Below are 14,240 nucleotides of genomic sequence, written 5' to 3'. Positions count from 1 at the left end.
TGATTCCGTCAGTAGCGGCGAGCGAACGCGGATTAGCCCAAACCAAGGAGCTTGCTCCTTGGGGTTGTAGGACGTCTCACATGGAGTTACAAAAGTGTTTGGTAGGCGAAGAGGTCTGGAAAGGCCCGCCAGAGCAGGTAAAAGCCCTGTAACCGAAAGCAAGCACTCTCCGAGACGGATCCTGAGTACGGCGGGACACGAGAAACCCCGTCGGAATCCGGCAGGACCATCTGCCAAGGCTAAATACTCCCTGGTGACCGATAGTGAAGCAGTACCGTGAGGGAAAGGTGAAAAGCACCGCGGAAGCGGAGTGAAAAAGAACCTGAAACCGTGCGCTTACAAAAAGTCAGAGCCCGTTAAATGGGTGATGGCGTGCCTTTTGTAGAATGAACCGGCGAGTTACGATCACGTGCAAGGTTAAGTCGGGAAGACGGAGCCGTAGCGAAAGCGAGTCTGAATAGGGCGAATAAGTACGTGGTCGTAGACCCGAAACCGTGTGATCTACCCCTGTCCAGGGTGAAGGTGCGGTAACACGCACTGGAGGCCCGAACCCACGCATGTTGAAAAATGCGGGGATGAGGTGGGGGTAGCGGAGAAATTCCAATCGAACTCGGAGATAGCTGGTTCTCCCCGAAATAGCTTTAGGGCTAGCCTCGAGGAATGAGCGTCGTGGAGGTAGAGCACTGATTGGGTGCGGGGCCCGCCAAGGGTTACCAAGTCCAGTCAAACTCCGAATGCCATAGACGTGCTACTCGGGAGTCAGACAGTGAGTGCTAAGATCCATTGTCAAGAGGGAAACAGCCCAGATCATCAGCTAAGGTCCCCAAGTGTGTGTTAAGTGGGAAAGGATGTGGAGTTGCAAAGACAACCAGGATGTTGGCTTAGAAGCAGCCATCATTTAAAGAGTGCGTAATAGCTCACTGGTCGAGTGACTCTGCGCCGAAAATGTAACGGGGCTAAACACACCACCGAAGCTATGACATGTACCATTAGGTACTTGGGTAGGGGAGCGTTGAATACGGATTGAAGTTGGACCGTGAGGACTGGTGGACTGTATTCAAGTGAGAATGCCGGTATGAGTAACGAAAAGACAAGTGAGAATCTTGTCCGCCGAAAGCCTAAGGGTTCCTGAGGAAGGCTCGTCCTCTCAGGGTAAGTCGGGACCTAACGCGAGGCCGAAAGGCGTAGTGGATGGACAACAGGTTGAAATTCCTGTACCACCGAAGATCGTTTGAGCAATGGGGTGACACAGAAGGGCAGTGACGCGGACTGATGGAATAGTCCGTCCAAGCAGTGAGGCTGATCGATAGGCAAATCCGTCGATCATAAGGCTGGGCTGTGATGGGGAGCGAAAATTGCAGTAGCGAAGGTCATGTACTCCGGCTGTCAAGAAAAGCCTCTAGTGAGATCTAGGTGCCCGTACCGCAAACCGACACAGGTAGGCGAGCAGAGCATGCTAAGGCGCGCGGAAGAACTCTCGTTAAGGAACTCGGCAAAATGACCCCGTAACTTCGGGAGAAGGGGTGCCTCGGTAGGGTGAATAGCCCGAGGGGGCCGCAGTGAAAAGGCCCAAGCGACTGTTTAGCAAAAACACAGGTCTGTGCGAAGCCGTAAGGCGAAGTATACGGGCTGACGCCTGCCCGGTGCTGGAAGGTTAAGGGGAGCGGTTAGGGGTAACCCGAAGCTGTGAACCGAAGCCCCAGTAAACGGCGGCCGTAACTATAACGGTCCTAAGGTAGCGAAATTCCTTGTCAGGTAAATTCTGACCCGCACGAATGGCGTAACGACTTGGGCGCTGTCTCAACGAGAGATCCGGTGAAATTTTAATACCTGTGAAGATGCAGGTTACCCGCGACAAGACGGAAAGACCCCATGGAGCTTTACTGTAACTTGATATTGAACTTTGGTACGATCTGTACAGGATAGGTGGGAGCCTTTGAAGCATGAGCGCCAGCTTGTGTGGAGGCAACGTTGGGATACCACCCTGATCGTATCGGAGTTCTAACCTAGAACCGTGAAACCGGTTCGGGGACCGTGTCAGGTGGACAGTTTGACTGGGGCGGTCGCCTCCTAAAATGTAACGGAGGCGCCCAAAGGTTCCCTCAGAATGGTTGGAAATCATTCGAAGAGTGCAAAGGCATAAGGGAGCTTGACTGCGAGACCTACAAGTCGAGCAGGTACGAAAGTAGGGCTTAGTGATCCGGTGGTACCGAATGGAAGGGCCATCGCTCAACGGATAAAAGCTACCCTGGGGATAACAGGCTTATCTCCCCCAAGAGTCCACATCGACGGGGAGGTTTGGCACCTCGATGTCGGCTCATCGCATCCTGGGGCTGAAGTAGGTCCCAAGGGTTGGGCTGTTCGCCCATTAAAGCGGTACGCGAGCTGGGTTCAGAACGTCGTGAGACAGTTCGGTCCCTATCTGTCGCGGGCGCAGGAAATTTGAGAGGAGCTGTCCTTAGTACGAGAGGACCGGGATGGACGTACCGCTGGTGTACCAGTTGTTCCGCCAGGAGCACCGCTGGGTAGCCAAGTACGGACGGGATAAGCGCTGAAAGCATCTAAGCGTGAAGCCCCCCTCAAGATGAGATTTCCCAGTATGTAAGACCCCTTGAAGACGACGAGGTTGATAGGTTCGGGGTGGAAGCACAGCAATGTGTGTAGCTGACGAATACTAATCGGTCGAGGGCTTATCCTAAACACGTTTACTGCGACCCATACATCCAGTAGACAGCAGCATTAAGGCTTCAGCAAGCCTAATCTTTCGTATCCAGTTTTCAGCGTGCAACACGCTACGTTTGGTGGCGATGGCGGAGGTGAACCACGCGTTCCCATACCGAACACGACCGTTAAGCCCTTCAGCGCCGATGGTACTTAGACCGCAGGGTCTTGGGAGAGTAGGACGTCGCCAAGCACGAGAGACCTATCGCATAATATGCGATAGGTTTTTTGTTGTATTTGCATGCAGAAAAAGAGCGTTAATCATATAAATGAATCCGGCTATGTATAAACAGCATGCAAGCGTACCAAGCTAATGGAAAATCAATTTTACCGAGCACTTGACCTTTTGCTGAAATTGCATATAATAAAATCAAGGTCAAAGAAAGTCAAAGTCAGTTGTCCGAATATTCGGTGTATATTCTGATTTGATTGCATGACCTCATTAATACCTATGTTTCAACTTTAGTTTTATTGGTTATTTCTCAGGGAGGTTGGTGGTTTGCGTAACATTTCCGATCTCATCGAACAGTACTTGAAGCTTATGCTTCAAGAAAGTCCAGAGGGCGCAGTAGAAATTCAACGCAATGACCTGGCTGACAAATTTTCTTGTGTACCGTCGCAAATCAACTATGTAATTAGTACTCGATTTACCATGGAGAAAGGATACATGGTTGAAAGTAAGCGCGGCGGCGGAGGCTATATCCGAATACAACGGATTGAGCTTCCTGCATTAAAGGCGATTCAATTCCATATCGAAGAAACGGTTGGAGAATGTGTCGATCAAGGTGCAGCGGAAGGGCTTATTTATCAGCTTGAGGAAGCAAGACTTATCACTAAGCGCGAGGGAAATCTGCTCCGTGCGGCTGTGCATCGCGATACCATTGCACTGAAGCTGCCGCTAAGGGATGAAATTCGGGCAAGGTTGTTAAGGTCCATGCTTATCTCGTTGCTGGTTAAGTAATGACAAACCGTTAATACCGGGAGGAGGGATCAGGCTTGTTTTGCCAAGATTGCGGTAAAAAACCGGCTACGCTTCATTTCACAAAAATCATTAATGGCGAGAAGACCGAATTTCATATTTGTGAAAGCTGTGCTCGTGAGAAAGGCGAAGGCATTCCAGGCGCGCCAAATAGCTTTTCTATTCATAGCTTACTATCGGGGCTTCTTGATTTCGAACAGCTTGGCGGGTCGACGATTACCGGCATTAAGCAGCCAGCGCTGCGCTGCGAGGAATGTGGACTGACCTATACACAGTTTAGCAAAATCGGTCGATTCGGCTGCAGCTCTTGTTATCAGTCGTTCGAAGGTAAGCTTGATCCACTTCTCAAACGTATTCACAGCAGCACCGTACACAGCGGTAAAATCCCTAAGCGCTCAGGCGGGCAAATCCAGTGCAAGCGCGAGATTGAACAGCTGAGGCGGGATCTGCAGGAGAAGATTGATCAAGAGGAATTTGAAAGCGCGGCTGAGCTGCGTGATCGAATACGTGAATTAGAGCGCAAAATGGCAGACCTGTAGGCTAGCATAGAAGGAGTGAAGGAACCTCTTGACTAAGCATCGATTCTCACAGCATGCGCTCAGCGAATGGATGAAGGACGCAGGTCCTGAATCTGAAATTGTCATTAGCAGCAGAGTGCGAGTAGCCCGAAATTTACGTCATCAGCCTTTTCCATTACTTGCAACAAATCAGCAATCTAAGGATGTCATGGATCAGCTGACTGAAGTTAGCCAGAGCGGCAAGCTGCAGTCAATTGGATCATTTGAGACCATTGTTTTGTCAGATTTAAGCGAGCTTGATAAAAGGGTGCTTGTTGAAAAGCATTTAATCAGTCCCAATTTAGCGAACGAATCGCGATGCGGGGCCGTTATTTTAAGCGATAATGAATCTGTTAGCATAATGATTAACGAAGAAGATCATTTGCGCATTCAATGTCTGTATCCAGGTTTCCAAATCCAGGAGGCATGGGCATTGGCCAGCGGAATTGACGATATTTTTGAAGAGTCGGCTGATTATGCATTTGATGAGAAACGCGGTTATTTGACGACATGTCCAACGAATGTGGGCACAGGCATAAGGGCATCCGTCATGATGCATTTGCCAGCACTCGTTTTAACATCTCAAATCAATCGGATATTGTCAGCTGTTACACAGGTAGGCTTGGCGGTAAGAGGCTTGTACGGCGAAGGCAGTGAAGCGCTTGGGAATTTATTTCAGGTGTCTAACCAAATTACGCTGGGGCAATCCGAGAATGAAATTATTGAAAATCTTTACGGTGTTGCAAGACAAATCATCGAGCATGAGAAAGCGGCACGCAAACGTCTTATGCATGAGTCGCGGCTGAGGACAGAGGATCGCGTGAAGCGCTCATATGGTATTTTAGCATATGCTTCAATTATGGATTCCAAGGAAGCTGCGCAGCGGTTGTCAGATGTGCGGCTTGGTGCAGACCTAGGCATTTTATCAGATGTAACGCCACAAGTGTTGAATGAACTTTTGGTCATGACTCAGCCTGGATTTTTGCAACAAACCTTCGACGAGAAGATGAGTCCAGAGCAGAGAGATTTCAGGAGAGCAGAACTCATACGCAAGCAATTGCGTGGTGAAAAAGGCCATGGGGGTGCGTAAATATGATGTTTGGAAGATTCACGGAGCGAGCACAGAAGGTGCTTGCATTGGCGCAAGAAGAAGCGGTTCGTCTCGGACATAACAATATTGGTACGGAGCATATTTTGCTAGGCCTTATTCGCGAAGGGGAAGGAATAGCTGCTAAAGCATTGATTGGACTAGGACTTGGGCTTGAGAAGATTCAAGATGAAGTTGAGGCGTTGATCGGTCGCGGTCAAGAGCAGCCTAACAACATTGCCTATACGCCACGCGCGAAAAAAGTAATTGAGCTTTCGATGGATGAAGCAAGAAAGCTTGGACATACGTACGTTGGCACAGAGCATATTTTGCTTGGTCTCATCCGTGAAGGAGAAGGCGTTGCGGCACGTGTGCTCAACAATCTTGGCATTAGCCTAAATAAGGCTCGTCAACAAGTCCTTCAGCTTCTTGGCAGCAGTGAAGCAGTCTCAAGCAATCACGGTTCGCCAGCGAATGTTAGCACGCCTACGCTCGATGGACTTGCAAGAGATTTAACTGCTTATGCGAAGGAAGGAAATCTGGATCCTGTGATCGGCCGGAGCAAAGAAATTGAGCGTGTAATTCAAGTGCTTAGCCGCCGTACGAAGAACAATCCAGTACTAATCGGGGAACCGGGCGTTGGTAAAACAGCGATTGCAGAAGGTCTCGCGCAGAAGATTATCGAGAATGAAATTCCCGAAACTTTGCGTGATAAGCGTGTCATGACGCTGGATATGGGCTCCGTAGTTGCAGGTACAAAGTACCGTGGTGAGTTTGAAGATCGACTGAAGAAAATTATGGATGAGATCCGCCAAGCGGGCAATATTATTCTATTCATCGATGAGCTTCATACGTTGATTGGTGCAGGCGGAGCAGAGGGAGCAATCGATGCTTCTAATATTTTGAAACCTGCGCTAGCACGCGGTGAACTGCAATGTATCGGTGCAACTACCCTTGATGAATACCGTAAATATATTGAAAAAGATGCAGCGCTTGAGCGTCGTTTCCAACCTATAACGGTAGATCAGCCATCTCCAGAAGAAGCGATTCAAATTTTGTACGGCTTACGCGATCGTTATGAAGCTCATCACCGTGTGAAAATTACGGATGAAGCTATCGTGCAAGCAGTTAAATTATCGGATCGTTACATTCCGGATCGGTTCTTGCCAGATAAAGCGATTGACCTTATCGATGAAGCCGGTTCAAAGGTACGCTTGCATTCTTACACTGTACCGCCAAACTTGAAGCAGCTTGAAAACCGTTTGGAAGATATCCGCAAGGAGAAGGATGCAGCGGTTCAAAGCCAAGAATTCGAGAAAGCGGCAGCACTTCGCGATACGGAGCAAAAAATTCGCGAAGAGCTTGATATTACCAAAAACCAGTGGAAAGAAAAACAAGGCCGTACTGATTCTGAAGTGACACCAGAGGATATTGCTCAGGTTGTAGCTAGCTGGACGGGTATTCCTGTTAGCAAGCTGGCTGAAGAAGAGACGGAACGACTTCTGAAAATGGAAGATATTCTTCATGATCGTATCATTGGTCAAGATGATGCCGTGAAGTCAGTATCCAGAGCGATTCGTCGTGCGCGTGCCGGCTTGAAAGATCCGAAGCGTCCAATCGGCTCATTCATTTTCTTAGGTCCAACGGGTGTAGGTAAAACGGAGCTCGCCAGAGCACTTGCAGAAGCGATGTTCGGAGATGAAAATGCGGTTATCCGTATCGACATGTCGGAATATATGGAGAAACATTCGACATCCCGTCTAGTCGGAGCGCCTCCTGGTTATGTAGGTTATGAAGAAGGCGGACAGCTAACCGAGAAAGTTCGCCGCAAGCCATATTCCGTTGTTTTGTTAGATGAAATTGAGAAAGCTCACCCTGAAGTATTTAACATATTGCTTCAGGTGCTGGAGGATGGTCGCTTGACTGATTCCAAAGGCCGCGTTGTCGATTTCCGCAACACACTGATTATTATGACTTCTAACGTTGGAGCGGATCAAATCAAGCGTAATTCCTCGCTCGGTTTCACAGCCGTACAGGATGCAGGACGCGACTTCCAGCAAATGAAGGATAAAGTGCTTGGCGAGCTTAAGAAAAGCTTCCGTCCGGAGTTCTTGAACCGTATCGATGAAAGCATCGTGTTCCATTCGCTTGGCGAGGAGCATATTGCTCAAATCGTTACACTCATGTCGGATGAGCTACGCAAGCGTCTGCGTGAGCAGGAAGTTGACTTCATCTTGACGGATGCAGCAAAAAGCTTCCTTGCGAAGGAAGGCTACGATCCACAATATGGAGCTCGTCCGCTTCGCCGGGCAATCCAAAAACATATCGAAGACCGTTTGTCCGAAGATTTGTTGATGGGTAAAATCCAAAAAGGCGATACGTTCACAATCGATGAGAAGGATGGCGGTCTAACCGTTACCAAATCGATTTCCGAACAAGAGCCAGAAGAATCCACGACAAAATAAGCATGATAGTAAACTGTCCCGCAATCAGAATATCTGCTTGCGGGACAGTTTTTATTAATACAATAAATTGACAATGATAATCATTATCGTATAATAAGACTATAGCGTTACATAGAATGGAGGAACAACGATGATTGTTGTCACCAATACGATAAAAGTAAAAAAAGGCCACGGGGAGACGGTGGCGAGTAGATTTCAAAACTCCAAAGGCATAGATTTATCTCCTGGTTTTGTGCGCATGGAAGTGTTGTTAACGGAAGGCTTAGAAGAATATGATGAGCTTAAAGTAAGCACGACTTGGGAAACCAAAGCTTCCTTTGAGGGCTGGGTGTACAGTGATTCTTTTCGGCAAGCACATGCTCATAGAGGCGGGGGACAACAGGGTGAGGCAGGCCAGCAAACGGAAAGCGTGATGCTCGGCTCACAATTGACAACGCATCGCGTGTTAGTTGCTCGGCAAGCTGGAATTGAGCTTAAGCAGCATTAATTCTATTTATTTATAACTTGGTGCTCTAATAAATATGCTGCGTTGTGACTAATCTTTCGCTCTCTTATCCACTGTGGATAACGAGGGCGTTTTTTATGTTGTATTTATAGAAAAAGCCTTTGGGGATATGTTGATGAGTTGTGGATAATGTTGATAACTTGTTCGTAATTCTGTGGATAACAATGAAAAGACGTGAAATGGATAAGCTTAGCTGTGGGAAACGAATAATAAGTGGGTTATCTCCTTTTTTCATTAACAATGTGGGTTTATACATGGAGGATAAAATGGTAAACTTTATGTAGTGTGATTTTAAGCACAATCGCTAGGGCTGGCATCATTCATTTACGCTGGTTCATAACGTTTAAGGAGTACAGAATGGCCAAAATTAAATCAAAATTTGTTTGTACGGAATGTGGAACAGAATCGCCAAAATGGCTGGGGAAATGTCCCGGTTGCCACGCTTGGAATTCGATGGTGGAAGAGAAAGAAACCGTTGTGAAAACGAAGGGCGTCGGATTGTCGTCGTTTCATGCGAAAGAAAAGCCGCAGTCCATCATACATATAGAAAGTGGGCAAGAGCCTCGTATAGAAACAAGAATGCTTGAGCTTAATCGAGTGCTCGGCGGAGGTGTTGTTCCAGGCTCGCTAATTCTTGTCGGCGGAGATCCCGGAATCGGAAAATCAACGCTGTTGCTGCAAACGTCTCATGCGCTCGCGGTGAAAGGATTGAAAGTGCTCTATATTTCTGGGGAGGAGTCCGTGCGGCAAACAAGGCTAAGGGCAGATCGACTTGGTGCGCTGACGGAATCGCTTTATGTACTATGCGAAACCAATATGGAGCAAATTAACGATGCCATAGAATCAGTCCAGCCGGATTTTCTCGTTATTGACTCCATTCAAACCGTCTACGATCCAAATGTTCAATCGGCTCCCGGAAGTGTATCGCAGGTACGAGAATGCACGGCACACTTTATGCGAGTGGCCAAAATTAAAGGAATTGCGACGGTGCTCGTCGGCCATGTTACGAAGGAAGGCGCGATTGCGGGGCCAAGGCTTCTAGAGCATATGGTGGATTGTGTTCTTTATTTTGAAGGGGAGCGCCATCATACGTACAGAATTTTAAGGGCAGTCAAAAACCGCTTTGGCTCGACGAACGAGATTGGCATTTTCGAGATGGGCGAAGATGGACTGCGAGAGGTTTCGAATCCTTCTGAGCTGTTTTTATCTGAGCGTCCGCTTGGTGTATCAGGGTCAACCGTAGTTGCAAGCATGGAAGGCACAAGGCCAGTGCTTGTTGAGCTTCAGGCGCTTGTGGCCACAACTAATTTTCCATCTCCGCGCAGAATGTCAACGGGTATCGACCATAACCGAATGGCGCTCATTATCGCAGTGTTGGAGAAGCGGAACGGCATGTTTCTACAAACACAGGATGCTTACTTGAACGTAGCTGGCGGAGTTAAGCTTGATGAGCCGGCAGTCGATCTAGCAGCGGCGGTCAGCATAGCCTCCAGTTTTCGCGATGCGCCAACGAAGCCGTATGACGTTATATTTGGTGAGGTAGGATTGACGGGAGAAGTGCGTGCGGTATCGCGTGCTGAGCAAAGGGTGAAGGAAGCAGAGAAACTAGGTTTTAAACGTGTCATAATGCCAGAAAAAAGTTTAAAAGGGTGGAAACCACCCGCAGGCATAGAAATTATTGGCGTATCTACAGTGTCGGAAGCACTTAAGGCAGCGCTTGGATAGGGGGGCAGATAATGAAGGAACCTACACAGCTTGAAATTATGAATCAATTATTGCAATTAGTCGCACCAGGCACCCCTTTTCGGGATGGGCTTGAAAATGTGCTTCGGGCGAAAACGGGGGCGTTGCTGGTTGTTGGCTACAGCCCGGAAGTAATGGAAGTCGTAGACGGAGGTTTCTCCATTAATTGCGATTTCTCGCCTAACTATTTGTATGAGCTTGCAAAAATGGACGGAGCTATTATTTTGAGCGAGGATATGCGCCGAATTTTGTATGCGAATACGCAGCTTATACCGAATAGCTCAATTCCGTCGATCGAAACGGGAATTCGGCACCGTACAGCTGAACGGGTTGCAAAGCAGACAGGCAAGCTTGTTGTATCCATTTCGCAGCGCCGTAATATTATTACTTTGTATCAAGGCAATCTGCGTTATTCGTTGAAGGACATGGGTGTTATTTTGACGAAGGCCAATCAAGCGATTCAAACGCTTGAGAAATATAAAGCGGTGCTTAGCCAATCCTTTACGAATCTCTCAGCGCTTGAATTCGAAGAGCTCGTTACTCTGCAGGAAGTAGCGCATGTCATTCAACGTGTTGAAATGGTGCTGCGCATCAAGATGGAGATCAAGCGTTATGTAAATGAGCTTGGAACGGAAGGACGGCTCATCAGCATGCAAATGGATGAGCTCGTTGGCGGAGTTGAAGAGGATGCTTGGTACTTACTTAAGGATTATGCCAAAGAAAATTCGGATGAGAAAATACGAGAAATTCGAGCAGGCCTGAAGAAGCTGAGCTCTGATGAGCTGCTGGATGCGCCGCCAATCATCCGTTTGATCGGTTATCCACATACGAGCAACATGAACGATGAATCCGTGTCACCACGTGGTTATCGACTGCTGAATAAAATTCCAAGATTGCCGCTCATTATTATGAACAATCTGATTGAAAACTTCGGTCGATTGCCTCATATTCTGATGGCGACAATTGAAGAATTGGATGAGGTTGAAGGTATTGGCGAGGTGCGGGCACGTGCGATTAAGGAAGGTCTAAAGCGGATACAAGAGCAGATGTTCATTGACAGGCAAATTTAAATCCCATACAATGGATTGAATGTGGTCCTGTAACGTGGAGATACATTCGTTAAGGGTTTTGGGGCATAGTAGAGAAGAGGTGGAAAAGATGATCACAAAATCGATACCGAGCCTTCTCACGGTGGGGAACTTATTCCTAGGAGTAATCGCCATCATTCTTGTATTCAATGAAAAACCAGATACTGCGGCTATGATGGTGTTAATCGCCATGCTGCTTGATGGTGTTGACGGACGCGTTGCTCGGGCGCTGAACGTTCAAAGTGAATTCGGTAAGGAGCTGGACTCATTATCCGATGTGATTTCGTTTGGCGTAGCTCCAGCATTTATTATGTATGTAGTTGCTTTTCAAGATCTTAATCCAGCCTTGGCTTGGATTGTAACGGCATTGTTCCCAATTTGCGGGGCACTGCGGCTTGCTCGTTTCAATGTAATATCAAGTGCGCCAGGTTATTTTATCGGTCTTCCGATACCGGCGGCTGGTGGAGTGTTAGCGACATTAGCTTTATTTCAAAATGACATTTATGTATCCGTGTTGCTTGCAAGCACAGTAGTGCTTTCCATTCTTATGGTTAGTACGATTAAATATCCGAATTTCAAAAAGGTCGGTATTCCTAAGAGCGCAGTATGGGTTGTCCCTATTGTTATTGTTGTATCTGTCGTATTAGGTCTATTGTTCAAAAATGACTTATCCAAAATTTTGTTTGTACCGCTGCTTCTATATGCGCTGTACGGCCTAAAAAAAAACGTTGATCGCCGTTTGCCCAAGCGAAACCGCAAGCGGAAGAAACGTGATGAAAACGCAGAAGACCCTGTTCAAACGGAAAAGCCGGCTTGATAAAAGCAGAAATATTGAATGTGAAATAGCGTTTCAAGCACAGATCTTTGTGCTTGGGCGCTATTTTTTTCGTTCTTACAGTCCCTTTTAGCAATCTGTTATGGGATAATTTTGAAACTAATCATCTTCCAAATTCGTATTTAATAGGCGGTCAAAAACGAATTCGAATGGAGAAGATGCTGGTTTGAAACGACTATTTAGTATTAGAAAGCCTTCTTTATGGACCAAAACGATTGTTACTGCTGCTTTATCAGTCAGCCTGCTGGCTCCAGCCGTCTATGCGGCTCCCGTGGAACCGAGTGCTGCGCCTGCTCCAAAAGCGTTAAATGCTGAAAATGCGACAACTTTTTTAAACGATTTTTTTGCAACGGAACAAATCAAATCGCAATATGTAGGAGCTTCTGTCGTTATTGTGAAGGATGGGAAAACGGTAGCGCAGCGAGGATATGGCTTTGCAGACCTGGAAACAAAAAAGCCGATTGACCCTGCTTCAAGCGTGTTTCGCATCGCGTCAGTGTCCAAGACCTTTACGGCAGCCGCGGTTATGCAGCTTGTAGAGCAGGGGAAGATTTCTCTTCAAGACGATTTCACCAAGTATGTGAAGGATTTGAAGTTCGACAACCCGTTCGGCAAGCCGGTTACGATTGAGCATTTACTTACGCATACGACGGGTTTTGAAATACGTGATCCGCAGCCAGAGGATATACATACTGACTTCGGGAAAGTAGTTGAAATTGAAGACTATGTTCGGGGGCATATGCCTTCTGTTGTTCGGGAGCCGGGCAGCGCCTACATGTACGATAACTTTGCGTCGATGCTGCTTGGATTGATCGTACAAAAAGTCAGCGGTTTACCGTTTAACGATTATATGGAACAGAATATATTCAAACCGCTGAAAATGGATTCAAGCCGGTTTTTACTTGATAAAAAACTTACAGAAAATCTAGTTTCGGAGTACGACGCTGCAAACGGCAAACATGAACGATACGCAGTTACTCCTACTGTAATGCCGCAAGGGGGAATGTTCTCTACTGCTGAGGACATAAGCAAGTTTATGATTACTTTCCTGAATGGCGGTTCATCAGAATCCGGCAGCATTCTTAAGCAAGCAACCGTTGATCAGATGGAAACGTATCGCTCTTCGATTCATTCATTGCTGCCGAACACTACTTATGGATTTGAGGCACCTATTCAGCTTCCTGGGGCGGGAAGCAGTTCTTCCGTGATTGCCAAGTTTGGAGACATTGTGGGCACAAGCTCGCTTATGTTCCTTATTCCGGATCAAAAGACGGGAGTATTCATTACTTACAACAAAATAGGCCCTCTCCGTGATTTCTTCTATCAGGCGTTTATTAATTCGTTTTTCCCGGCATATGCTGAACCTGCCAAGTTCGACGCATTCACGCCGAGCACGACTGATTCATTAAATAAATTCATGGGCATTTATACTGACCTTCGTCTTGGACAACTAAATACATCAATAGAAGCAGACGGCAAAGGAAGATTGATGATTTCAGATGCTTTCCTTGGACCGCGTGCGCTTAAACAAGTAGATAAAAATCTGTTTGTAGATAGTCTTACGGGTAAATTCACGGCATTTTCGTTAGGGTCAGGCGATGAAGTGCTTTACTTTAAGGAGCCGTATCTGAATCCGCTCGGCTATGGGATGAAACATAAAGCGCCAACCTTGTTTGCTGATATTGCGAAAGACCACCCTTATGAGAAGGCAATCTATACGCTGAAAACATTAGGGCACTACTCCGATATTGAGGATGAAAAATTTAATGCTGAGCAATCAGTTACTCGGGGACAATTTGTTAAGCATCTTATGGAGATTAGCGGATTAAAAGGAAGCAGTACGGAAGAACTCGTATTTACGGATTTGGAAGGCCATTCGGCCGCTGCTTTTGTTCAGCAAGCGTATGAGCTGGGGCTGGTCAAAGGTACAACAACGAATCTGTTTGAACCGGATCGCAACATTACTCGCCAAGAAGCCGCTGTTATGATGTGGCGCGTCTTCTCTCAGCAGTATCCAGCAGAATTGTTCGAGTCGGTTAAGCTCTCCGGTGAGACTGATAAATGGGCGTTGCCAGCTGTTAAGATGATCGTTAAGCTCGGCATTTTTGGACCAGAGGTTCAAGAGCCAGAGAAAGGTGTTTTCAATTACGCTTCTAAGAAAGTTCTGAACCGCCAAGAGGAAGCTGCTATTTTATATTCTCTTCTTACACGCCCGTTAGATGTTATTGTTTCTGGATTCATGCAACAGAAGTAGCACTGT

General features: G+C 47.0%; 9 protein-coding genes and 2 rRNA genes (1 of these 11 cut by a window edge). All 11 read left to right on the top strand.

What is annotated here, in order from left to right:
* Positions 1-2,698 (top strand): 23S ribosomal RNA (locus MHH56_RS30455); it begins 234 nt to the left of the window's first position.
* A 99-nt stretch (positions 2,699-2,797) separates the two neighbouring features.
* A 5S ribosomal RNA gene (gene rrf / locus MHH56_RS30450) occupies positions 2,798-2,914 on the top strand.
* A 306-nt stretch (positions 2,915-3,220) separates the two neighbouring features.
* The gene (locus tag MHH56_RS30445; RefSeq protein ID WP_339205306.1) at positions 3,221-3,682 is read left to right on the top strand and encodes a CtsR family transcriptional regulator; all 462 of its coding nucleotides are present in this window, start codon (positions 3,221-3,223) and stop codon (positions 3,680-3,682) included.
* Positions 3,683-3,717: 35 nt separating this feature from the next.
* Entirely contained in the window at positions 3,718-4,239 is a 522-nt protein-coding gene (locus MHH56_RS30440) for a UvrB/UvrC motif-containing protein (protein WP_076271458.1), read from the top strand.
* A gap of 28 nt (positions 4,240-4,267) precedes the next feature.
* The gene (locus MHH56_RS30435) at positions 4,268-5,347 is read left to right on the top strand and encodes a protein arginine kinase (RefSeq protein WP_339205305.1); all 1,080 of its coding nucleotides are present in this window, start codon (positions 4,268-4,270) and stop codon (positions 5,345-5,347) included.
* Between the two features lie 2 nt (positions 5,348-5,349).
* Positions 5,350-7,809 (top strand): ATP-dependent protease ATP-binding subunit ClpC, encoded by a 2,460-nt coding sequence (gene clpC / locus MHH56_RS30430; protein WP_339205304.1) that lies wholly within the window; start codon positions 5,350-5,352, stop codon positions 7,807-7,809.
* 130 nt (positions 7,810-7,939) lie between these two features.
* A complete protein-coding gene (locus tag MHH56_RS30425; protein ID WP_339205303.1) occupies positions 7,940-8,296 on the top strand; it encodes an antibiotic biosynthesis monooxygenase in 357 nt (118 codons plus the stop codon).
* A 375-nt stretch (positions 8,297-8,671) separates the two neighbouring features.
* Positions 8,672-10,039 carry a DNA repair protein RadA gene (radA, locus tag MHH56_RS30420; RefSeq protein ID WP_076271454.1) on the top strand — a complete coding sequence of 456 codons (1,368 nt, stop codon included), beginning with the start codon at positions 8,672-8,674 and terminating at the stop codon, positions 10,037-10,039.
* 11 nt (positions 10,040-10,050) lie between these two features.
* Positions 10,051-11,127: a DNA integrity scanning diadenylate cyclase DisA gene (disA, locus tag MHH56_RS30415; protein WP_076271453.1), complete on the top strand. Its 1,077-nt coding sequence runs from the start codon at positions 10,051-10,053 to the stop codon at positions 11,125-11,127.
* Positions 11,128-11,215: 88 nt separating this feature from the next.
* Positions 11,216-11,962: a CDP-diacylglycerol--serine O-phosphatidyltransferase gene (gene pssA / locus MHH56_RS30410; RefSeq protein WP_076271452.1), complete on the top strand. Its 747-nt coding sequence runs from the start codon at positions 11,216-11,218 to the stop codon at positions 11,960-11,962.
* A 184-nt stretch (positions 11,963-12,146) separates the two neighbouring features.
* Positions 12,147-14,234, top strand: a complete 2,088-nt coding sequence (locus tag MHH56_RS30405; RefSeq protein ID WP_339205302.1) for a serine hydrolase — start codon at positions 12,147-12,149, stop codon at positions 14,232-14,234.
* The last annotated feature ends 6 nt before the right edge of the window (positions 14,235-14,240 follow it).

It is taken from the genome of Paenibacillus sp. FSL K6-3182, from assembly GCF_037976325.1.
Classification (GTDB): domain Bacteria; phylum Bacillota; class Bacilli; order Paenibacillales; family Paenibacillaceae; genus Pristimantibacillus.
The sequence above is the reverse complement of the archived record's forward strand: the minus strand, read 5'-3'. Positions and strand labels throughout refer to the sequence as shown.